Consider the following 20,539-nt stretch of genomic DNA (forward strand, 5'->3'; position numbering starts at 1 on the left):
CTATCAATTAGACTAAAAATATGTTCAGTGAAACAGCACCTGAAAAGATGCCGAGTATCAGGCCTACCATGACATCCGTCGGATAGTGCAGACCGAGATAAATTCTTGAAATGCCTACCGTTACTGCAAGCGGCAAAAGAACGGCAGCGAAGGCTGGGTAAGTAATCATCAGAGGGGTAACTAACGAAAAAATAGCCGTTGTATGCCCCGATGGAAATGAATGATCTTTTAATGGATTTTCTAATACTTTTGTATGCTTTAGTTGAATATAAGGCCGTTGTCTCGGATATAGCTTCTTAGCAATGGCAACAGGAATATGGCTAACGGCTAGAGAAAAGGCACAGGCGTAAGCGACGGATGAAGGATGCAGAAATAGCAGCAAGCACGCTATCACAATGGTAAACGTGGCTCCGCCGGCATGAGTTAGTAAACGTAAAAATCTATTTAAGTGCTTTCGATCAAAATGTTGATTTACACTTTTGAATAATCGGCATTCGGCATCGTATACATACTGAATTAACTTGGCTTTCATAGAGTCGCTCCCTTTTTAATAAATACGTCTTTATTATTCAGTTTAATCTTTAATTGTGGAGGCAGTACTAAAACGATGTAAATTAATATGGAAATTTCTTTACAATTGTGGAGAGAATAGAACATGATTAGAGAGTTTGTGGAGATACTAAAAAAATTCCCTCAGTATGACTTTCTGAGGGAACGTTTCCTTTATAATGAAGAATCAGATTTCTTAATAGACTTATAATACTGCCCTTTTTCTACATATTCTGTACGAATGCGCTGCATATCTTTTAAATCCTCCTCAGTCAGAGTGCGGATTACTTTAGCAGGTCGACCGAGTGCGAGAGTATTAGGTGGTATTTTTTTACCGGGAGGCACTAAACTTCCTGCACCGATAAAAGCACCTTCACCAATTTCCGCACCGTCTAAAATAATAGAGCCCATGCCAATGAGCGCGCGTTTGCGGATGATGGAGCTGTGTAAAATAACTTGATGTCCTACTGTCACATCATCCTCAATAAGCAAAGGAGCATTTGGGCTTTGATGGAGTGTTGATTGATCTTGTATATTTACTCGTTTCCCGATAATAGTAGGCGAAACATCTCCTCTAATAACGGTGTTAAACCAAATGCTGCTTTCTTCACCAATGGTGACATCTCCAGTAATCGTGACATAGTCTGCGAGGAAGCAGCTGGGTGCAATATTAGGCATTTTTTCTTTATACGGATAAATCATCAAATCATCTCCCTTTATTAGTTGAAAAAAAGTAGTAAATCTTCTAATGTAAGTGTACAAAGGTTTTTAAAGCAGGTAAACAAAAAAAGGAAGAAGGAGTAACTCAAATGCATAAATGGGAAGCAGAAAATCCAAAAGGCGTTATTGTCATGGTCCATGGAGCAGCGGAGCATCACGGGCGCTATCGCTGGCTGATTGAGATGTGGCGTTCGGTTGGAATGCACGTAATCATGGGAGACCTTCCTGGCCAAGGCTTAACAACGAGAAGAAGAGGACATATCCTATCCTTTGATGAATATGTATATGAAGTGGAAGAATGGGTACGTGAAGCGCAAAAATATGATTTGCCTATTTTCCTGTTAGGACATAGTATGGGAGGACTGGCGGTTATTCGTACGCTGCAGACAAAAAATCTTCCTATATGGGGTGCGATTCTTTCCTCACCTTGTCTAGGATTAAAAGAGCAAGTACCAGCTTACTTAGATATGTTATCTAAAGGATTAAATAAAGTCATGCCGAACAAACTTTTTGATTTGGGTCTTACTGTTGAAAAAGCAACAAGAAACCAAGAAGTTCGAGATGAAGATGAAAACGACTCACTGTACGTTACAAAAGTTTCTGTAAGATGGTACCGAGAATTGATTCAAGCTGTTAACTTAGCTTTTAAAGATATCGATCGTTTGCCGGATGTTCCGCTTCTTGTGATGCAGGCAGGAGAAGATAAAATTATTGAAAAGCTGATTGTTAGACAGTGGTTTGATGAAATAGAGCTAAGTGAAAAAATCTACAAAGAATGGTCTCAGCTGTATCACGAAATCTTTAATGAGCCTGAAAGAGAATACGTTTTTACATACGCGAAAAGCTTTGTTGATCTTCACATTTAATGAGTGCTGTCAGAAATTGAGGTGAAAATAAATGAAGATTCCGTCTCGTCCTATTTCATTAATGAGAAAAATTTATCGAGAAGTGTTTCCCGTCGTTCATCATGAGCTTAACCATTGGCGGGAACGGGCAAAAGAGATTCCTAATAAAGAATTACGCACTCAAGCATTGGCAAGTATCGATACAAAAACTTTTCATTGTGAAGGAGGCGGCATCCTATCGATTTTAGCGAAAGAAAACATGATTGAATGCGTAAAATTTATCGTTGCCTACCAAACAATCAGCGATTACTTAGATAACTTATGTGACCGCAGCAATTCGCTCGATCCTAAAGATTTTGCAGCCTTACATGAATCGATGCCAGATGCGTTGACTCCTCATGCACCTCTTGGGGATTACTATCGTTTTCGAACGGATAAAGACGATGGAGGATATTTAGCGGAACTTGTCCAGACTTGTCAGCAGTCCTTGCGAAAAGCCTGTAATTACCATATCGTCTCTTCACATTTATTAGAACTAGCTACTTATTATTGTGATTTGCAAATACATAAGCATGTTGAAATCAAGGAAAGAGTTCCACGATTAGAGAATTGGTTTGATGCTCACCGGCACAGTGTTCCTGAAATGGAGTGGTATGAATTTTCAGCGTGCTCTGGTTCAACGTTAGGCATTTTTTGTTTGGCCGCTTACAGTTTTCAAGAAGAGATGACCAAAGAAATGACGGAGAAAATAAAAGCGGGATATTTTCCTTATATTCAAGGTTTACATATTTTACTCGATTATTTAATTGACCAAGAAGAAGATAAAGCAGGAGGAGATTTGAACTTTTGTTTTTATTATCCTCACTATCAGCAAATGATGGACCGCTTTTTGCATTTTGTTGTAAAAGCGGACGAATATGCTAAAAAACTGCCGGATTATCACTTTCACTGCTTTATCTATAAGGGACTCCTGGGCGTTTATTTGTCCGATCAAAAAGTGAGGGCACAAAAACATGTTCATGTGAATGCACGTCGATTAATCAAAGCGGGGGGAGCACTCAGCTACTTTTTCTATATCAACGGACGCTTGTACCGAATGTTAAAAAGATAAGCCATATACGGCTTATCTTTTTTCAATAGCAATGATGAACGGAGGATTGTTTTGCTGATTCATGAAGCGATATTGTAAAACATGGACGTCTTTTTGATCCAGATTTTGGACGTACGTTAGTAAATCGTCTCTTTCTTGTTTCCCTTGTTCGTGTCCGTGATAAATAACGAGCACAATCACTCCTTCAGGTGCTAGCAAATCAAGTAACTGCTCAATTGCAGAAATTGTTGTTTCAGAAGTGGTGACGATGTCTTTATCTCCACCTGGTAAATAACCTAAATTAAAGACAGCGCCCGTCACTCGTCCATTAATAGAAGTAGGAAGCATGCTTATATTGCTATGGCTTTCTTGGATAAGCGTGACTCGTTTTTCTACATGATGTTCTGTCAATCGCTGCTGAGTTGCTTGAATGGCTTGGGGCTGAATGTCAAATCCATATACATGACCTGTATCTCCGACTAAGTTGGCTAAGAACAATGTATCATGTCCATTTCCTGCTGTAGCATCAATCGCGACATCTCCTTCAGCCACAGCATTAGTGAGCAACGTGCGGGCAAAAGGCAGGATACGTTCTATTTTCATCTTTCCATCAACTCTTTTTCGTAATATTTTCCTTGATAGCTTTGGCGACGTTCGAGCTCTTGATCAATGGCATTTAATACGCTCCACTTATTTACGCTCCACATCGGTCCGATCATGAGGTCTATCGGTCCATCACCGGTAATACGATGAACAATCATCTCAGAAGGGATTACTTCGAGCTGATCGCATACAAGCTTTACATATTCTTCAAATGAAAGAAATTCAACAAGGCCCTTTTCATACTGTTTGACCATAGGAGTTCCTTTTAGTAAATGAAGCAGATGAATCTTAATTCCTTGAACGTCTAATTTTGCTACTGCCCGTACCGTTTCCATCATCATCTCAGGTGTTTCTAAAGGCAAACCATTAATGATGTGAGAACAAACGCGAATACCGTGTTTTCGAAGCTTTGCTACACCATCTACATAGCATTGGTGATCGTGTGCCCGGTTGATAAGCAGTGAAGTTCGTTCATGAACAGTTTGCAGTCCAAGTTCTACCCATAGATAAGTTCGTTCATTTAATTCAGCCAAGTACTCCACCACATCGTCGGGGAGACAGTCAGGGCGCGTGGCGATAGAAAGCCCAACAACTCCGGGAAGCTTTAAGACCGCTTCATATTTTTCACGAAGCTCCTCAACAGGAGCGTGAGTGTTAGTGAATGCTTGAAAGTAAGCAACGTATTTTCCGTCTTTCCATTTATGATGCATTTTTTCACGGATTTCGTTAAATTGTGTCACAAGATCATCCGCTCTGTTTCCAGCGAAATCTCCTGAACCGGCAGCGCTGCAAAACGTACAGCCGCCGTGAGCTACCGTGCCGTCTCTGTTTGGACAATCAAATCCTCCATCTAAGGCTACTTTAAATACCTTATGGCCAAAGTGGTTACGTAAGTGGTAATTCCAGGTATGATAACGTTTGTTTTCAGATTTATACGGAAATGGGTTTGTCTGATTCAAATCAGCAACCTCCTTTTTACATGCAATATACATCAACAAATTGTATCAAAAACGTGAAAAAGTGCCAAACAAATTTAAGGATGCTTATATTTAACAGGTTCTTCTTGTCGTAAAGGGGAGTAAAGTTGCGCAAAATAAGACAGAAATGAACGAATAGGAGGAATAGACAATGACAACTCGTCAAGCAGTGGATCAACTTATGCAGCAGTGTGAAGATGCTATTCGCTTTGGACAAGGTCAGTTACAGGAAGGCATGAAACAAGAACATTACAATGACACTGAATATACAAAAGCACAGGAAAAATTAGAAAATGCTTATAAAGAAATTGAAGAGTTTTCTCACAGTGCAAATGCACAGCAAAGAGAGCAGCTATATCGCATGCGCCTGCAAGTTCAGCAGCTGCAAAATAAATTGATTACAACTCAGCATTAAGGAGAGGATTTTATGGCAACTCGTTCAAATCAAAATAACCCGGAACAAAAAACAAAAAACGGGATCAACAGCAATGATATTGAGCTAGGAAAAGATTTTGATCCTGTAAAAGAATTAAAAGCACGGAACAGCAAGCGTGCCCAGCCGGTTCGTTCGAAGCAAAAATAAGCGGTAAAAAGGTGATTTTGCATGATATTGTCATGTGAAATCACCTTTTTAAATAGTCAGCGAATTTCAAATAAATTGTCTATATGTAAAAGCATTGCGAACCCTTTAAGAAAAGACTAGAATGTACGTTGGCATTCGAATAGATAGGGGGGAGATCAATGCCCAAGTCACTTTGGTTTTTGATTATTGGTATGCTTGTAAACGTAACGGGAGCTTCGTTTTTATGGCCTCTCAATACAATTTATATAAATGAACATTTAGGAAAGTCGTTATCCGTTGCAGGAGTGGTTCTTATGCTGAACTCTGCTGCAAGCGTAGTGGGTAATTTACTAGGGGGAACGCTTTTTGACAAAATTGGAGGATATAAATCCATTTTATCAGGAATTATTATTACCCTTGTTGCATTAGTGGGACTGGTGTTTTTCCATGGTTGGCCTACATATGTTGTTCTCTTGGTTATTGTAGGGTTTGGATCTGGTATTGTGTTTCCATCTATGTATGCAATGGCAGGCTCAGTCTGGCCACAAGGCGGAAGAAAAGCATTTAATGCGATGTACGTTGCTCAAAATGCAGGAGTGGCTATTGGCGCAGCGGTAGGGGGCGTTGTAGCATCCTATTCATTTACGTATATTTTCTTAGCTAATACAATTTTATACGTTATTTTTCTTCTTATTGCTATTTTTTCATACCGTCATATTTCGGTTACAGTTGGGCAAACGAATGTCCTTAATGAAGCCGGTAGTATTCAGCACAAAACGAAACTGACGGCCCTTCTTATTTTATGTACAGGATACGTATTATGCTGGGTCGCGTATGTTCAGTGGCAAACAACGATTGCTACGCATACGCGTGAGTTGAATATACCTCTTTCTAGCTACAGTTTGCTTTGGACGATTAACGGCATTTTAATTGTAGTCGGTCAGCCTTTGATTGTGCCTATCATTCAAAAAGTAGCAAAGACATTAAAAGTACAGGTTCTAATTGGAACGGTTATTTTTGTGGCTTCTTTCATCATCGTGGTGAATGCCACAACATTTTCGCAGTTCTTAACAGCAATGATTGTGTTAACAGTTGGAGAAATGTTTGTTTGGCCAGCAATTCCAGCTGTCGCAAGTCAGTTAGCTCCATCAGGAAAAGAAGGGTTTTATCAAGGCGTAGTCAACAGTATGGCTACTGCAGGTAAAATGATTGGCCCTCTCTTTGGAGGCGTTATTTTCGATGCGTTTAATATGTCTACCCTGTGCTATTTATTAATTGCACTATTGTTATTTAGCATGTGTACAACATGGATATACGATTATAAATTAAAAGAAAAACGTCAGCGTTCACTAACCATCTCTAAATAAATAGAGGTGGTTTTATTTTTGACTGTTCAATAAACGTAGGAATGTCTTCAGTATTCCTTTAATAATATAGTAAGGGTCGTGACAAGCAAAGAAAGGAGTATATACCTGTAAAAATGTAAGCGTTTTCTAATTATATGACTTCTTGGGGGCTAGAATATGCTTAGTATGATTGGATTAATTGGAGGATTATTGCTGCTCATTGTATTAACGATGAGAGGCATGAATTTATTTATAGCAGGTCCGCTTAGTGCTTTAGTTGTTGCGTTAACAAGCGGAATGCCTTTATTTCCACAGCTGGTGAAAGAAGGAGAAGCAAATTTTGTTGGGAATTATATGTCTGGTTTCACAGGATTTATTGCTTCTTGGTATTTAATGTTTCTATTGGGGGCCGTTTTTGGAAAAGTGATGGAAGACAGCGGGGCCGCTGATAGTGTTTCTCGCTGGATTGTCAGTAAACTAGGAATGAAAAGAGCAGTGTTGGCGATTGTACTTGCCTGTGCGGTCTTAACATATGGAGGAGTCAGTCTGTTTGTAGTAGCATTCTCTGTCTATCCAATGGCTTTAAGCTTATTCAAACAAGCTGATTTGCCGAGGCGGTTTATCCCTGCTGCTTTAGCATTCGGTTCCGTTACGTTTACGATGACCTCGGCTGGATCGCCTGAAATCCAAAACTGGATTCCAATTGAATATTTAAAGACTAGTCCGTATGCAGGATGGGAAGTTAGTTTAGTTGTAGCGGTAGTGATGGCTGTATTCGGCTACTGGTGGTTAAAGCGCTTAATTTCAAAAGCAGTTAAAAATGGAGAGCGTTTTATATCACGCGAGAAAGATCCAGCAGTAACGGAAAATCAGTCTCTTCCTAATCCGTTATTAAGTTTGCTTCCGCTTGTGGTCGTGCTCATTATTTCTTTTGCACTTCATAAGCCGCTTCAGCAATCTGCGTTGATTGTCGCACTTTTAAGCGGTATCATTGTCACATACATTGTGAACCGAAAACACTTTAAAGGATTTTGGAATGCAGCATCAGAAGGGACGCTTGGAGCGCTAATTGCAATTGGGAATACAGCTGCTGTCGTAGGTTTTGGAGGGGTTGCTAAGGCTGTTCCCGCGTTTGGAGTGGCTGTAGATGCCATGACGCATATTCCAGGCAGTCCGTTGATAGGGGGAGCTATTGCGGTGAGTGTTATCGCGGGGATGACAGGTTCGGCTTCAGGAGGTCAGGCGATTGCTTTGCCAATTTTAGCCCCTCACTATCTAGATGCTGGTGTAAATCCAGAAGCTCTCCATCGTGTAGTAGCTATATCTTCTGGCGTATTAGATTCCTTGCCTCATAATGGTTATGTCGTCACCACAATTAATTCTATTTGCGGAGAAACTCATAAAGATGCGTATGGATCAGTTGCAGCGATGACGGTAGTTGTGCCGCTTGTTGGTCTCGTACTTGCGATTATCCTGTTTTCTTTTGGATTTGGTATTTAATAATAGCTGTTAAAGAAAGTAGAGGCGGGGACAAAAGTATTTTAGCTGAAAGAAGATCCGAACGATAAATCGTTCGGATCTTTTCATTATTATGGTGAACTCGGCTTTTATGTGTTTAGTTGCTTTAAGCTGTTGATTGGAGCGCAAGATGAAGCCTTGCACGGAAATGAACAGTTTTGTAGCAAGGAGTCCAGATATCCTATTTATTCAGCTTTAGATAGGATTAACTTAATTATGTCTAAATCTCTTTGTTTGGCGTTGTATGTATGTTTTTGGGAGAAGTTGTTCATATATAAGAATGAAAGAGGGGATTTAGCAACAAAGCAGTGAGGCAGTGTAGAAACTTTTACAAAATCCGTTGAACAACTTGCAGTTTGCGAACATATTATTTACAATACAAGGTAGTATGATGTAAAAACTATGATAAGGAATAGTAGTGAACGAAGCGAGCTAAGAGAGCTGACGGGTGGTGCGAGTCAGCAAACGGGCGTTCATGAACTCACCTTGGAGTTGTAAATGTGAAGTAAAGTAACATTTACCGTCTATCCGCGTTAAGGAAAATGAGTGAGTACATAATTGTGCTAATTTGGGTGGTACCGCGGGAAGTTTATTCAACCTCTCGTCCCTTTGTTTGAGGGATGAGGGGTTTTTTAGTTTAATTAAATACAGCTGGAGCGTACAAGGAGGATTATGTATGGCTTTTAATCATGAAAAGATCGAACAAAAATGGCAAAAAGTTTGGGAAGAAAATAAAACATTTAGAACAACAGAAGATGAAGGAAAGCGTAAGTTTTACGCATTAGATATGTTCCCTTATCCATCTGGGGCGGGTTTACACGTTGGGCATCCAGAAGGTTATACAGCAACGGACATTTTATCTCGTATGAAGCGTATGCAAGGATACAATGTACTTCATCCAATGGGATGGGATGCATTCGGACTACCTGCTGAGCAGTATGCATTAGATACAGGAAACGATCCGGCTGAGTTCACTGAACTTAACATTAATAATTTCCGTCGTCAAATCAAATCGTTAGGTTTCTCTTACGATTGGGAGCGTGAAATTAATACGACTGATCCTAACTACTACAAATGGACGCAGTGGATTTTCTTACAGCTATATAAAAAAGGCTTAGCTTATGTGGATGAAGTAGCTGTTAACTGGTGTCCTGCGTTGGGAACAGTACTTGCAAACGAAGAAGTTATAGATGGCAAAAGTGAGCGCGGTGGGCATCCGGTTGAGCGTCGTCCAATGAAGCAGTGGATGCTTAAAATCACAGCTTATGCAGATCGTTTACTAGAAGATTTAGATGATCTTGATTGGCCAGAAAGTATTAAAGAAATGCAGCGAAACTGGATTGGCCGCTCTGAAGGAGCTCACGTTCACTTCACAATTGATGGATATGACGAAACATTTACTGTGTTCACAACGCGTCCTGATACGCTGTTTGGGGCAACGTATGCCGTTTTAGCACCTGAACATCCGTTTGTGGATAAAATTACGACAGCCGAACAAAAAGAAGCGGTAGAAGCGTATTTAGATCAAATTAAAAGCAAAAGCGATTTAGAGCGTACAGACTTAGCTAAAGACAAAACGGGCGTATTCACAGGTGCTTATGCAATTAACCCTGTAAACGGTGAGAGAATGCCAATTTGGATTGCTGACTATGTTCTAATGAGCTATGGTACAGGTGCAATTATGGCTGTTCCTGCTCATGATGAGCGTGATTATGAGTTTGCTGTTAAATTTGAACTGCCGATTAAAGAAGTAGTAGCGGGTGGAGACGTTTCAAAAGAAGCTTATACAGGCGACGGCGAGCACGTTAATTCAGACTTCTTAAATGGTCTAGACAAAGAAGAAGCAATTTCAAATATGATTCAGTGGCTTCAAGCAAATGAAAAAGGTGAAAAACAAGTAACATACCGTCTGCGTGACTGGTTATTCAGCCGTCAGCGCTACTGGGGTGAACCGATTCCTGTTATTCACTGGGAAGATGGCACAACAACTGCAGTTCCTGAAGATCAGCTTCCGCTTGTTTTACCAAAAACAACTGAAATCAAGCCGTCAGGTACAGGTGAATCTCCATTAGCAAACATTGATGACTGGGTGAACGTTGTAGATCCGGAAACGGGCAAAAAAGGGCGCCGCGAAACAAATACAATGCCTCAATGGGCAGGCAGCTGCTGGTATTACTTACGCTACATTGATCCAGCGAACAGCGAAGCATTAGCAGATGCAGACAAATTAAAAGAATGGTTGCCGGTTGATATTTATATCGGTGGAGCTGAACACGCTGTTCTTCATCTATTGTATGCTCGTTTCTGGCATAAATTTTTATATGATATCGGCGTAGTTCCAACAAAAGAGCCGTTCCAAAAACTGTTTAACCAAGGTATGATTCTTGGAGAAAACAATGAAAAAATGAGTAAGTCAAAAGGTAACGTTGTAAACCCAGACGAAATCGTAGAAAGCCACGGTGCAGATACGCTTCGCCTTTACGAAATGTTTATGGGACCGTTAGATGCATCCATTGCTTGGTCAACAAAAGGGCTTGATGGTGCACGCCGTTTCTTAGATCGTGTATGGCGTTTACTTATCGAGGATAATGGTGAATTAAGCAGCAAGGTTCAAGAAAGCAATGATACTACACTTGAACGCGTATATCACCAAACGGTGAAAAAAGTAACGGAAGATTACGAAGGTCTTCGTTTTAATACAGGTATCTCTCAACTTATGGTATTCATCAACGACGCATACAAAGTTGATGTGCTGCCAAAGCAATACGTAGAAGGATTTGTGAAGCTATTAGCACCAATTTGTCCTCATACAACTGAGGAATTATGGAGCAAACTAGGCCACGAAGATACGATTTCATATGAAGCTTGGCCTGCGTTTGATGAAGCGAAACTTGTAGATGATGAAGTGGAAATTGTCGTTCAAATTAACGGTAAAGTACGTGCAAAATTAAACGTACCTGCTGAGGCATCTCGTGAAGAGCTTCAAGATATTGCAATGGCTAATGAAGATGTTCAAGAGTTCATTGAAGGTAAGACAGTACGCAAAGTGATTGCTGTGCCTGGTAAATTAGTAAACATCGTAGCTAATTAAGTATTGATGTAGAACAGCCCCCCTGACTAAAGAGCAGTCAGGGGGGCTGTTCTAGACCTAAGGGCCTGATGTCCCCCTTTCGGGGTTGACATCAGGCCCTTAGTTAAACCTTTAACTACGATTGGAAAAGCTTAGGTAGGCTGCTGCTTAAGCTTTTCTTATTTAGTGGCATAAAGGTATTTGAATTTGCTACAATAGCGATAGCAAGCTGAATGAAAGAATAGAGAGGAATGACGAAGATGGAAGAAGTAAAAGTGATTACGCCTGAAGAGCTTCAAAAACGCGTTGAAAATGGAGAAGAGCTTCATTTAGTTGATGTTCGCGAAGATGAGGAAGTAGCAGAAGGAATGATTCCAACTGCTAAACACATTCGTATGAATGATATTCCAACTAATGTGGATTATTTCGATAAAGAAAAAGAATATATTTTCATTTGCCGTTCTGGACGCCGCAGTGAAAACGTATGTTACTACCTTCAAGAACAAGGTTATAAAGTAACAAATATGGTTGGCGGTATGTTAGAGTGGGAAGGAAAAACGGTTAATAAATAAGAAAAAGCGCCTTTGACAGGCGCTTTTTTCTTTTGGAATGAAACTTCTACCATTCGACTAAAATGATAGTAGCAAAACAAATGATGACTAAATCTATAAAAGTCTTCATAAAAATAGAGGTAGGAAGAAGTTGAAAATCAGTACGAAAGCCATCATTGAGAGAAGCAGTCCATTCTGATTGAAACAAATTTGATAGGACAAGGTGGTAGAAGCTATGATACAGGTGAAAATGTTTGATAAAGAGCATGAAAAAGATTTAGAGTTTGCGGTGAACCGATTTTTACGCAAATTAGAAGATGAAGACGTCGTGGATATTAAGTACCAAGTCACAGTGGATGTTGATCGTGATGAGCAGGTGTACTGTTTTTCAGCCATGGTTATGTATAAAGCCTAGCGTATTATGCTAGGCTTGTTGCAAATTCTCCTGCATTACTGCCAGCCAAACGGCCTGTTACAAGGGCAGAAGTAATATTGTATCCTCCAGTATATCCGTGGATATCAAGAATTTCCCCGCAGAAGTAAAGGCCTTGCATAAATTTAGAAGACATTTCTTTTGGGTGAATTTCTTTAACGGATACTCCGCCTCCTGTGACGAAGGCTTTCTCTAAAGAAAGTGTGCCGTTTACAGCAAATTCAAATCGTTTGCACATTCTCGAGAATTCTCTCAGTTTTTCATGCTGAAGCTGTCCCGCTAGCGCTTGGCTATCAATGTCTGCTTGCTCGAGTAAAAATAATAGATAGCGTTCAGATACAAAACCTTTTAAAACATTTTTAATCGCTTTTTTCGGCTCTTCTTTTGTTGTTTTGACTAATTGTTGAAAAATCTCTTCTTCGTTTTGGCTAGGAAATAAATCAAGAGACATTTGAACAGTGTTGCTTTTTTGTTTCTTTAACTCTTTAACAACATATTGGCTGCAGCGAAGAGCGGCAGGGCCAGAGATGCCAAAGTGAGTGAAAATCATATCCATCTGATGAGTGATGACAGGTTTGCCTTTTTTATTAAGTACGCTTAGTCCTACGTTGCGAAGCGATAGACCTTGAAGCGTTTTTGTTTTAATAAAGTGTTCGCTAGATGTAATAGGAACTTCTGTTGGGTAAAGTTCAGTAATTTTATGACCTGCATCTTTTGCCCATTGATAACCGTCTCCTGTCGAACCCGTATGAGGCACTGATTTTCCGCCTACTGCAATCACAACGCTTTTCGTTTGGATTGCTTCTCCGTCTTGAAGCACAACTTCTTTCACGGTGTTGTTTTCATAGTTTACGCGTTTAACGGCTGTGTTTGTGCGAATTGTTACACGAAGACGGTGAAGTTCACTAATTAATGCATCAACAACAGATTGTGCTTTATTGCTAACCGGAAACATACGCCCGTGATCTTCTTCTTTTAATTTAATTCCAAGGCCTTCAAAATAGGAGATGATATCTTCGTTATTAAAAACAGAAAACGCACTGTATAAAAAGCGTCCGTTTCCTGGAATGTGTTTAATAAGTTCATCAATCGGAAGGCGGTTTGTTACATTACAGCGGCCCCCTCCAGAAATGGCAAGCTTTCGTCCGAGTTTATTGCCTTTATCAATTAATAATACGTTTGCACCTGACTCACCAGCTGCAATCGATGCCATCAAACCAGAAGGTCCTCCTCCGATTACGACTACATCATATATCATACTTTCACCAACCTGTCTATTCTTAAAAAATTTTAGTTTGTTCACTGACAAATCTCTCAACATTGGATAAAATGGGCTATAGTCTTTGTTTTTTAGCTTGTTGACGAGTGTGAGTGAGTATAAGACCTTTCTTAGTGTATACTCTCACTTGCTTCTTTTCAATTCTATCATTATTATCAGTATGTAACATTAAGTATCGGAGGCAAACGTATGTCTGATTCAAAATTGTTAAGAGGGACCTTTGTGCTAACGCTTGGCACTTATGTATCCCGAATTCTGGGAATGATTTATTTATTTCCATTTGCGATCCTTGTTGGAACCGTAGGGGGAGCACTGTTTGGTTATGGATATAACCAATATGCTATTTATTTAAGTATTGCTACAGCCGGTATGCCAATGGCCGTATCGAAATTTGTATCAAAATATAATGCACTCGGTGATTATTATACGAGTAGAAGAATGTATCGGGCCGGCATGAAATTAATGCTTGTCACAGGAATACTTGCATTTTTACTTTTATATTCGTTAGCGCCTGTTATGTCTAGAATTACACTTGGAGGTTCTGATTTAAATAACTCCTTAGAAGATGTAGTAATGGTTATGCGAATGGTTAGTGTTGCGTTAATTGTAGTACCGATGATGAGTTTAATGCGAGGATTTTTCCAAGGTCACCAGTCTATGGGTCCAACAGCCGTTTCACAGGTAGTTGAACAACTTGTGCGGGTTGTCTTTTTATTGGTATCTACCTATATTGTGATCAAAATTGTGCATGGAAGTCTTGCACTAGCCGTTGGATTTGCTACAATGGGTGCTTTTGTAGGAGCTCTTGCTGGACTTGCCGTATTAATTTGGTACTGGAAAAAACGAAAGCCTCATCTCGATAAAATGGTGAACGAGCAGACGGTAACGCCTACGCGTATTTCTACCGTATCCATTTTTAAAGAGCTGCTTACGTATTCATTGCCCTATGTATTTGTCAGCTTAGCTATTCCGCTTTATCAGTATGTGGATCAATTCACATTTAACCGTGCGATGGTAGCGGCTGGACAAAAAGAAATAGCGGAGTCCATGAACGGAATTGTTCAGTCTTATGTTCCAAAGCTTGTGATGATTCCTGTTTCATTAGCTACTGCATTCGGTTTGACTCTTGTACCAACGATTACACGTTCATTTGTGAATAAAGATTATAATGTATTGCAAAAGCAAATTGATCAAACATATCAAACGATTATGTTTCTTGTGCTGCCAGCATCTGTAGGGTTAATGGCTTTAGCTGGTCCAGCATATACGTTTTTCTTTGGAACAGATGCATCGGATGCGGGTGGAAATGTCTTGCTTTATTATGCACCCGTAGCTTTATTGTTCTCGTTTTTCACGGTTAATGGAGCTATTTTACAAGGGATTAACAAACAAAAATATGCTGTTTTAAGTCTATTATTTGGATTGATTGTGAAAATTGTCGTGAACGTGCCATTTATTCTTATGTTCCACGAGATCGGTTCAGTTTTAGCGACAGCACTAGGCTATATCGTATCTCTTGTTTATATGTTTGCGCTTATTCAAAAACACGCAAAATATAACTACAGTGAGTTTATAAAACGCTCTGTGCTCATTCTCATTTTTGTTGCGATTATGGGAATCAGCGTAAAAATTGTTTCAGTAGTAATTGGTCTGTTTACAACCCCAGGACGATTCTCTGCCACGGTTATTACGATTATAGGAGCAGCAGTAGGCGGCCTTATTTACTTTATTATTACCTATCGTTCAAGCTTGCTTGAAAAAGTAATGGGAGCGAGGGTAACAGGTGCAATTGAACGAAAGATACTGCGCCGAAATAAACAGCGCAGTGCATAAGAAGATGACTCGTTAGAGTCATCTTCTTTTCAAAAAAAGGAGGATATTACATGCGTTTGGATAAATTGCTTTCTACCATTGGGTACGGAAGCCGAAAAGAAGTTAAAGGTCTTTTAAAGACTGGAGCTGTTAAGGTAGACGGTACAGCGGTTAAAGATGCTAAGGTACATGTTAATCCAGATGAACAAGAAATAACTGTGCATGGCGAAGCCGTTTCTTACCGAGAATTTGTTTACTTTATGCTGCATAAGCCCCAAGGTGTCATATCAGCGACGGAAGATTCTCTTCATGAAACAGTTTTGGACTTATTGGAAATTGACGATGCTGTGTATGACCCATTTCCGGTAGGGCGTTTAGACAAAGATACAGAAGGGCTCTTGCTGCTGACAAATGACGGTCAGCTTGCACATCAGCTGCTATCTCCTAAAAAGCACGTTCCTAAAACGTATTTTGCAAAAATTAATGCGCCGGTGACTGAAGAAGATGCTAAAGCATTTAGACAGGGTGTCACTCTTGATGATGGATACGTAACAAAATCAGCAGAGTTAAAGGTACTAACAAGCGGTGTGGAATCAGAAATTGAATTAACGATCGTTGAAGGGAAATTTCATCAAGTGAAGCGTATGTTTGAAGCAAGAGGAAAAAAAGTAACGTATTTAAAACGTTTATCTATGGGAGCTTTGCTATTAGACGAGTCGTTAGATTTAGGAGAGTACAGGGAGTTAACGGAAGAAGAACTAGCTTTATTACAAAAATCAAATGCCTAAGAAGAGGCGAAAGAAAAAGGAACCTAAGTCTAAAATGGTTCCTTTTTTTGTCCACTTTATTCGACAAGTGAAACATTTCACGTTAAAGCACTTAAACGAGTACCAACTCTGCTTGACGTGCAAATGGAGCGGGGGACTATGCACTCGTCCAAGTCTTGACTTTCTACTGCGTAGAATTTTATCTCTATATATAAATCACTTACTACCCTTGAAATAAACTTACTAGGATGACATCTTGACCTTCTTTTGCGTAGTCGTCCATGTACCGCGACTTGGGCTGCGAACTAAATCATTATATGCTAACACATTCAAGTCACGCTGAATGGTTCTTGGTGTAATACCAAATTCGTCTACGAGCTCTTGCGTTGTAACTGTTCCATTTTTACAAATGAACATATAGACCGATTTGATACGAGTTAGCATTCGATTAGTTGAAGGTTTCAAAAAACCACTTCCTTATTCGTTTTTCGTAAGGCACAACTTCTTTATAACTCTGAGATGTCAAGCACTATTTCAGTCCTTATCCTTATTGTACACAAAATCGACAGAAAAATAAAAGAGAAAACGCAAATTAACACAATATTTACAAAAAATGATATAAATATGTAATCCTTTCGTAACATCTCCTTCCTCTATTTGCACATTTTTTATAGTATATGTAAACAATAAACAAATAGAATCCGTTTTTATCGATTGTGCCTACAAATTATTTCCCGGAATTTTGACTCTGTAAACCTTTGATATGAAAGGAAAGAGACAATTATTTCTTTCTATATAAAGGTATGATAAAGTTAAATTTACCAATAGTAATGATAGATACAATCTGTAAAAGCAGGCAAAGGAGGCACACAGATGACAGCAATTAATTGGAAAGAGGAAGTGCAAAAAAGAGAAGCTGAAATTCTAGCTGAGACGCAGCGTTTTTTGCAAATTAAAAGTGTTTTGACAAGCACAGAAAAAAAAGAAGAGCCATTTGGACCTGGAGTTGCTCAAGCGCTTCACTTTCTTTTAAACAAAGGAAAAAATGACGGGTTTTCCGTCAAGAACGTAGACGGATATGCAGGTCATATTGAAGCGGGAGAAGGAAAAGACCTTCTTGGCATTTTGTGTCACGTAGACGTCGTTCCTGAAGGAGACGGGTGGTCGGTTGATCCATACGGCGGTGAAATAAAAGACGGGAAAATTTTTGCTAGAGGAGCAATCGACGATAAGGGCCCGACGATGGCTGCTTATTATGCGATGAAAATTGTGAAAGATTTAGGGCTTCCTCTATCTAAGCGGGTTCGAATGATTATTGGAACGGATGAAGAAAGTGACTGGAGATGTGTGGACCACTACTTCAATCATGAAGAGATGCCAACGATGGGATTTGCGCCGGATGCGGATTTTCCTATCATTTATGCTGAAAAAGGCATTACAGATGTAGAAATTCGCCAGCAGCCCATTGAAGGAACAAAGGGAAGCGTCCAGCTTACATCATTTGTCTCTGGGCGACGCTACAATATGGTTCCTGATCTTGCAACAGCTGTTCTTGAATTCCATAGTGAAACGGATATTAAAAATAAATATGATCAATTTTTAAAAGATAAGTCTTTAAAAGGTTCAATAACCGAAAAGAGCGGTGCGTATACACTTACTCTAGAAGGAGTTTCAGCACATGGAAGCGTGCCTGATAAAGGGAAAAATGCTGGGCTTACACTTCTTCGCTTTTTACACACATTAGAACTTGATGAACAAGCTAATCAGTTTGTAGGTTATGCAAATGCGTATTTAATCCAAGATGCACTAGGAGAAAAAATGGGCTTAAATCGCAAAGATGAGGTCACGGGTGATTTAACGATAAATGTGGGAATCATGTCTTATAATCAAGAAGAAGCGGGGCACTTTGGCTTAAATATTCGCTATCCTGTATCAGCTCATATTGACGATATTATTGATACGATTAAAGAAAAAAGTGAATCTTATCAAATGACTATCAAACATTTTACAGATTCTAAACCACATCACGTCGATCAAAAACATGAGCTTATTCAAACGCTTCAAAAGGTTTACCAAGAACAAACAAATGAAGAACCTACGCTTATTTCAATTGGAGGAGGAACATATGCCAGAGCATTAGAAGAGGGTGTGGCATTTGGACCTCTTTTCCCAGGCCGTGAAGAAGTAGCGCACGAAAAAGACGAGTACATGGTAATTGAAGATTTGCTTCGTGCAACAGCTATTTATGCACAGGCTATTTACGAATTGGCTAAATAAAAAGAGGTTGAGACATAACGAAACGAATCCAATTTAAAGGTGAATAACTAGGATACATGAGCTGGACTGTTTGTGACACCGCAGTTGATTTCCATGCAAGGCTTCGCTTTCCGCGGGCGGCCGCTGAGTCTCCTCGTCGCCTGGGCTCCTGCGGGGTCTCACCTGTTCCGCTTTTCCCGCAGGAGTCTTCGCCTTGCCCTCCAATCAACTGCTAGAAGTAACGAAACCGATGAACCTATATTCACCATCACAAAAAAACGAACCATGAATCAAACATGTTGATCAATGGTTCGTTTTTCATTTGGGCTAAAATCCTTTTGTTCCAGCCTCTTTATTATTCAAATGAGAATAGGTCGCTTGATAAATAACGTTCACCTGTATCGCAAGCAATACATACGACCACTTGATCAGGAGATAATTTTTTGGCTACCTCGATAGCAGCATAGCAGGCAGCGCCAGATGAAGGACCGACTAAAATTCCTTCTTCAGAAGCCAGGCGTCGCGTAATATCGTAGGCTTGTTCATCTTTAATTTTTAAAATTTCGTCGTAAACCTCTATGTTAAGCGTATCAGGAATAAATCCAGGGCTTGTTCCTACAAGCTTGTGCTTTCCAGGTCTTCCTCCAGATAATACAGGAGACCCAGCTGGTTCCACAACATGAACGGTCATATTTGGGTAGTTTTCTCTTAGGACTTCACCTGTGCCCGTGATCGTTCCGCCTGTTCCAGCAGTAGCAACAAAAGCAGATAGGTCTTTTCCTAAATCGTTCATTGCCTCAATAATTTCCTTAGCAGTCGTTTTTCGATGTGCGTCAGGGTTTGCATTATTTTCAAACTGCATGGGCATAAATGCATTTGGAATTTCTTTTGTAAGCTCTTCTGCCTTGCGGATTGCGCCAGGCATTTTTTCATCGCCAGGTGTTAGAACAACTTCAGCACCATATGCTTTTAACAAGTTAATTCGTTCTTGAGTCATCGTATCGGGCATGACTAAAATAGAACGATACCCTCTTGCTGCTGCATTCATAGCTAAGCCAATACCTGTATTTCCGCTCGTTGGTTCAATAATGGTGGAATTTTCATTGAGCAAGCCTGCTTTTTCAGCTTCCACGATCATATTAAAAGCAGCACGGTCTTTTACACTACGGCTCGGATTAAAAAATTCTAGTTTTAAGTAAACGGATGCTCCATCTGCTGGTTGAAGACGATTTAATTTAACAAGAGGTGTCTCGCCAATCAAATCAGCCATATTGTTAACAACTTTCATTTTTCTCATCCTTTTCTTATAAAAATTCTCTGTATTATTTCTATGATAACACAATTTCTTATTTTTTAAGCACATGACAAATTTTCAGAAAAACCTCTCTATTTGATCCAGAAAACCTTTAAAATAAATCTAGCTCTTTTTGAACATGACAAATTGGGGAAAGATAATGAAAAGAAAAGGAGGGATTTGATGAAAAGTGATCAACACTATTTTATTGGAATCAACGTGCCAGTCTCCATTGCATATCAGGCAGAAAATTGGGCAAAAGAATTAACACCTTTTCCTTTTAAACAATGGACATACCCTGACGATTATCATATAACACTACAATTCTTAGGATTTGTAGATAACAAAAAGGAAAAGCTGATTAACCGCTTAAAAGAAGTAGCCTCCCGTCATTCAAGTTTTTCACTGCAGACCGTTCAGTACGATGTGTTCGGTGCGTATAACAAGCCTAGAGTGCTTTATGTAAGCCTTAAGCCAAATGATAAGCTTGTGAATCTACAAAGGGATATACAAGCTGTATGGGGAGACCTAAGCGGCTTATACGAAAAACGTCCTTATCGTCCTCATATTACGATTGCAAAGAAGTGGGGAGGGGAAGCCGGGCTTTCGGAAGAGCAGTTAAAGCAAACGTCGGTTGAAGAACAGTTTCAAGTAAGTTCATTTGCCCTTTTTGAAGTTCATCCTGCTAGCAAACCTAAATATAAAAAAATACTATCTTTTTCATTGCAGTCACAGTAGCATATGAACATACAAGCATGGAGAGAGGTTATTTAAAGATCACTCTTATTAAAGGAAAGAAAACGCCGATGATAATAGAGAAACAATCGGTGAACCAAGTGTTAGAGGAATTTTAATTAGGGGATTGAT

General features: G+C 39.7%; 21 protein-coding genes and 1 other annotated feature. Of the genes, 13 read left to right on the forward strand and 8 right to left on the reverse strand.

Annotation, left to right across the window (positions count from 1 at the left end; genetic code table 11):
- Positions 1–7: 7 nt before the first annotated feature.
- Entirely contained in the window at positions 8–532 is a 525-nt protein-coding gene (locus SCI76_RS16240) for a phosphatase PAP2 family protein (RefSeq protein WP_028411846.1), read from the reverse strand.
- Positions 533–723: 191 nt separating this feature from the next.
- Positions 724–1,251: a gamma carbonic anhydrase family protein gene (locus tag SCI76_RS16245; protein WP_028411845.1), complete on the reverse strand. Its 528-nt coding sequence runs from the start codon at positions 1,249–1,251 to the stop codon at positions 724–726.
- Positions 1,252–1,358: 107 nt separating this feature from the next.
- Between SCI76_RS16245 and SCI76_RS16250 the strand changes: the two genes are divergently transcribed.
- Together SCI76_RS16250 and SCI76_RS16255 are read left to right on the forward strand one after the other, a co-directional pair.
- On the forward strand, positions 1,359–2,135 hold the full coding sequence (locus SCI76_RS16250; protein WP_063248621.1) for an alpha/beta fold hydrolase: 777 nt from the start codon (positions 1,359–1,361) through the stop codon (positions 2,133–2,135).
- Positions 2,136–2,166: 31 nt separating this feature from the next.
- On the forward strand, positions 2,167–3,225 hold the full coding sequence (locus tag SCI76_RS16255) for a tetraprenyl-beta-curcumene synthase family protein (protein ID WP_028411844.1): 1,059 nt from the start codon (positions 2,167–2,169) through the stop codon (positions 3,223–3,225).
- 12 nt (positions 3,226–3,237) lie between these two features.
- On the opposite strand, the gene SCI76_RS16260 is transcribed toward SCI76_RS16255, so the two are convergent.
- On the reverse strand, positions 3,238–3,807 hold the full coding sequence (locus SCI76_RS16260; RefSeq protein ID WP_028411843.1) for a class I SAM-dependent methyltransferase: 570 nt from the start codon (positions 3,805–3,807) through the stop codon (positions 3,238–3,240).
- The gene (locus SCI76_RS16265; protein WP_048019675.1) at positions 3,804–4,766 is read right to left on the reverse strand and encodes a TIGR01212 family radical SAM protein; all 963 of its coding nucleotides are present in this window, start codon (positions 4,764–4,766) and stop codon (positions 3,804–3,806) included. The genes SCI76_RS16260 and SCI76_RS16265 overlap by 4 nt, the downstream gene beginning before the upstream one ends.
- A gap of 169 nt (positions 4,767–4,935) precedes the next feature.
- Here SCI76_RS16265 and SCI76_RS16270 point away from each other — a divergent pair, with 169 nt between their 5' ends.
- From SCI76_RS16270 to SCI76_RS16300, 7 genes are all read left to right on the forward strand, one after another.
- Positions 4,936–5,199 carry a YtzC family protein gene (locus SCI76_RS16270; RefSeq protein WP_013059528.1) on the forward strand — a complete coding sequence of 88 codons (264 nt, stop codon included), beginning with the start codon at positions 4,936–4,938 and terminating at the stop codon, positions 5,197–5,199.
- A gap of 12 nt (positions 5,200–5,211) precedes the next feature.
- Positions 5,212–5,367 (forward strand): hypothetical protein, encoded by a 156-nt coding sequence (locus SCI76_RS16275; protein WP_013059527.1) that lies wholly within the window; start codon positions 5,212–5,214, stop codon positions 5,365–5,367.
- A gap of 158 nt (positions 5,368–5,525) precedes the next feature.
- Positions 5,526–6,713, forward strand: coding sequence for an MFS transporter (locus tag SCI76_RS16280; protein WP_028411841.1), 1,188 nt, complete (start codon positions 5,526–5,528; stop codon positions 6,711–6,713).
- Positions 6,714–6,869: 156 nt separating this feature from the next.
- Complete coding sequence (locus SCI76_RS16285) at positions 6,870–8,192, forward strand: GntP family permease (protein ID WP_048019676.1); 1,323 nt, start codon at positions 6,870–6,872, stop codon at positions 8,190–8,192.
- Between the two features lie 411 nt (positions 8,193–8,603).
- Positions 8,604–8,822: a binding site (T-box leader), on the forward strand.
- Positions 8,823–8,886: 64 nt separating this feature from the next.
- Positions 8,887–11,301: a leucine--tRNA ligase gene (gene leuS / locus SCI76_RS16290; protein ID WP_048019677.1), complete on the forward strand. Its 2,415-nt coding sequence runs from the start codon at positions 8,887–8,889 to the stop codon at positions 11,299–11,301.
- A 239-nt stretch (positions 11,302–11,540) separates the two neighbouring features.
- Positions 11,541–11,852 (forward strand): rhodanese-like domain-containing protein, encoded by a 312-nt coding sequence (locus tag SCI76_RS16295; RefSeq protein WP_028411838.1) that lies wholly within the window; start codon positions 11,541–11,543, stop codon positions 11,850–11,852.
- Positions 11,853–12,066: 214 nt separating this feature from the next.
- Positions 12,067–12,246 carry a sporulation protein Cse60 gene (locus SCI76_RS16300; RefSeq protein ID WP_013059521.1) on the forward strand — a complete coding sequence of 60 codons (180 nt, stop codon included), beginning with the start codon at positions 12,067–12,069 and terminating at the stop codon, positions 12,244–12,246.
- 4 nt (positions 12,247–12,250) lie between these two features.
- Here the strand turns inward: SCI76_RS16300 and SCI76_RS16305 are convergent, their stop codons facing one another.
- Positions 12,251–13,522: an NAD(P)/FAD-dependent oxidoreductase gene (locus SCI76_RS16305; protein ID WP_028411837.1), complete on the reverse strand. Its 1,272-nt coding sequence runs from the start codon at positions 13,520–13,522 to the stop codon at positions 12,251–12,253.
- A 210-nt stretch (positions 13,523–13,732) separates the two neighbouring features.
- Between SCI76_RS16305 and SCI76_RS16310 the strand changes: the two genes are divergently transcribed.
- Both SCI76_RS16310 and SCI76_RS16315 read left to right on the forward strand, forming a co-directional pair.
- Positions 13,733–15,376: an oligosaccharide flippase family protein gene (locus SCI76_RS16310; RefSeq protein ID WP_407544046.1), complete on the forward strand. Its 1,644-nt coding sequence runs from the start codon at positions 13,733–13,735 to the stop codon at positions 15,374–15,376.
- Between the two features lie 50 nt (positions 15,377–15,426).
- Positions 15,427–16,143: a pseudouridine synthase gene (locus SCI76_RS16315; protein ID WP_221831918.1), complete on the forward strand. Its 717-nt coding sequence runs from the start codon at positions 15,427–15,429 to the stop codon at positions 16,141–16,143.
- 222 nt (positions 16,144–16,365) lie between these two features.
- On the opposite strand, the gene SCI76_RS16320 is transcribed toward SCI76_RS16315, so the two are convergent.
- Positions 16,366–16,587 carry a DeoR family transcriptional regulator gene (locus SCI76_RS16320; protein ID WP_013059517.1) on the reverse strand — a complete coding sequence of 74 codons (222 nt, stop codon included), beginning with the start codon at positions 16,585–16,587 and terminating at the stop codon, positions 16,366–16,368.
- Between the two features lie 408 nt (positions 16,588–16,995).
- Between SCI76_RS16320 and pepV the strand changes: the two genes are divergently transcribed.
- On the forward strand, positions 16,996–18,399 hold the full coding sequence (gene pepV / locus SCI76_RS16325; RefSeq protein ID WP_168761352.1) for a dipeptidase PepV: 1,404 nt from the start codon (positions 16,996–16,998) through the stop codon (positions 18,397–18,399).
- On the opposite strand, the gene SCI76_RS16330 is transcribed toward pepV, so the two are convergent.
- Entirely contained in the window at positions 18,392–18,607 is a 216-nt protein-coding gene (locus SCI76_RS16330; protein ID WP_165635093.1) for a hypothetical protein, read from the reverse strand. The two genes, pepV and SCI76_RS16330, sit on opposite strands and share 8 nt — an antisense overlap.
- Positions 18,608–18,733: 126 nt before the next feature.
- The gene (gene cysK, locus SCI76_RS16335; protein ID WP_168761351.1) at positions 18,734–19,666 is read right to left on the reverse strand and encodes a cysteine synthase A; all 933 of its coding nucleotides are present in this window, start codon (positions 19,664–19,666) and stop codon (positions 18,734–18,736) included.
- A gap of 189 nt (positions 19,667–19,855) precedes the next feature.
- Between cysK and thpR the strand changes: the two genes are divergently transcribed.
- A complete protein-coding gene (gene thpR, locus SCI76_RS16340) occupies positions 19,856–20,410 on the forward strand; it encodes an RNA 2',3'-cyclic phosphodiesterase (RefSeq protein ID WP_028411832.1) in 555 nt (184 codons plus the stop codon).
- Positions 20,411–20,539 lie beyond the last annotated feature (129 nt).

This window comes from Priestia sp. HNGD-A6 (assembly GCF_045784335.1).
GTDB lineage: Bacteria > Bacillota > Bacilli > Bacillales > Bacillaceae_H > Priestia > Priestia zanthoxyli.

Coding starts and splice junctions, on each gene's coding strand:
- SCI76_RS16240 (WP_028411846.1), bottom strand. CDS start 532: ATGAAAGCCAAGTTAATTCAGTATGTATACGATGCCGAATGCCGATTA.
- SCI76_RS16245 (WP_028411845.1), bottom strand. CDS start 1,251: ATGATTTATCCGTATAAAGAAAAAATGCCTAATATTGCACCCAGCTGC.
- SCI76_RS16250 (WP_063248621.1), top strand. CDS start 1,359: ATGCATAAATGGGAAGCAGAAAATCCAAAAGGCGTTATTGTCATGGTC.
- SCI76_RS16255 (WP_028411844.1), top strand. CDS start 2,167: ATGAAGATTCCGTCTCGTCCTATTTCATTAATGAGAAAAATTTATCGA.
- SCI76_RS16260 (WP_028411843.1), bottom strand. CDS start 3,807: ATGAAAATAGAACGTATCCTGCCTTTTGCCCGCACGTTGCTCACTAAT.
- SCI76_RS16270 (WP_013059528.1), top strand. CDS start 4,936: ATGACAACTCGTCAAGCAGTGGATCAACTTATGCAGCAGTGTGAAGAT.
- SCI76_RS16275 (WP_013059527.1), top strand. CDS start 5,212: ATGGCAACTCGTTCAAATCAAAATAACCCGGAACAAAAAACAAAAAAC.
- SCI76_RS16280 (WP_028411841.1), top strand. CDS start 5,526: ATGCCCAAGTCACTTTGGTTTTTGATTATTGGTATGCTTGTAAACGTA.
- SCI76_RS16285 (WP_048019676.1), top strand. CDS start 6,870: ATGCTTAGTATGATTGGATTAATTGGAGGATTATTGCTGCTCATTGTA.
- leuS (WP_048019677.1), top strand. CDS start 8,887: ATGGCTTTTAATCATGAAAAGATCGAACAAAAATGGCAAAAAGTTTGG.
- SCI76_RS16295 (WP_028411838.1), top strand. CDS start 11,541: ATGGAAGAAGTAAAAGTGATTACGCCTGAAGAGCTTCAAAAACGCGTT.
- SCI76_RS16300 (WP_013059521.1), top strand. CDS start 12,067: ATGATACAGGTGAAAATGTTTGATAAAGAGCATGAAAAAGATTTAGAG.
- SCI76_RS16305 (WP_028411837.1), bottom strand. CDS start 13,522: ATGATATATGATGTAGTCGTAATCGGAGGAGGACCTTCTGGTTTGATG.
- SCI76_RS16310 (WP_407544046.1), top strand. CDS start 13,733: ATGTCTGATTCAAAATTGTTAAGAGGGACCTTTGTGCTAACGCTTGGC.
- SCI76_RS16315 (WP_221831918.1), top strand. CDS start 15,427: ATGCGTTTGGATAAATTGCTTTCTACCATTGGGTACGGAAGCCGAAAA.
- pepV (WP_168761352.1), top strand. CDS start 16,996: ATGACAGCAATTAATTGGAAAGAGGAAGTGCAAAAAAGAGAAGCTGAA.
- cysK (WP_168761351.1), bottom strand. CDS start 19,666: ATGAAAGTTGTTAACAATATGGCTGATTTGATTGGCGAGACACCTCTT.
- thpR (WP_028411832.1), top strand. CDS start 19,856: ATGAAAAGTGATCAACACTATTTTATTGGAATCAACGTGCCAGTCTCC.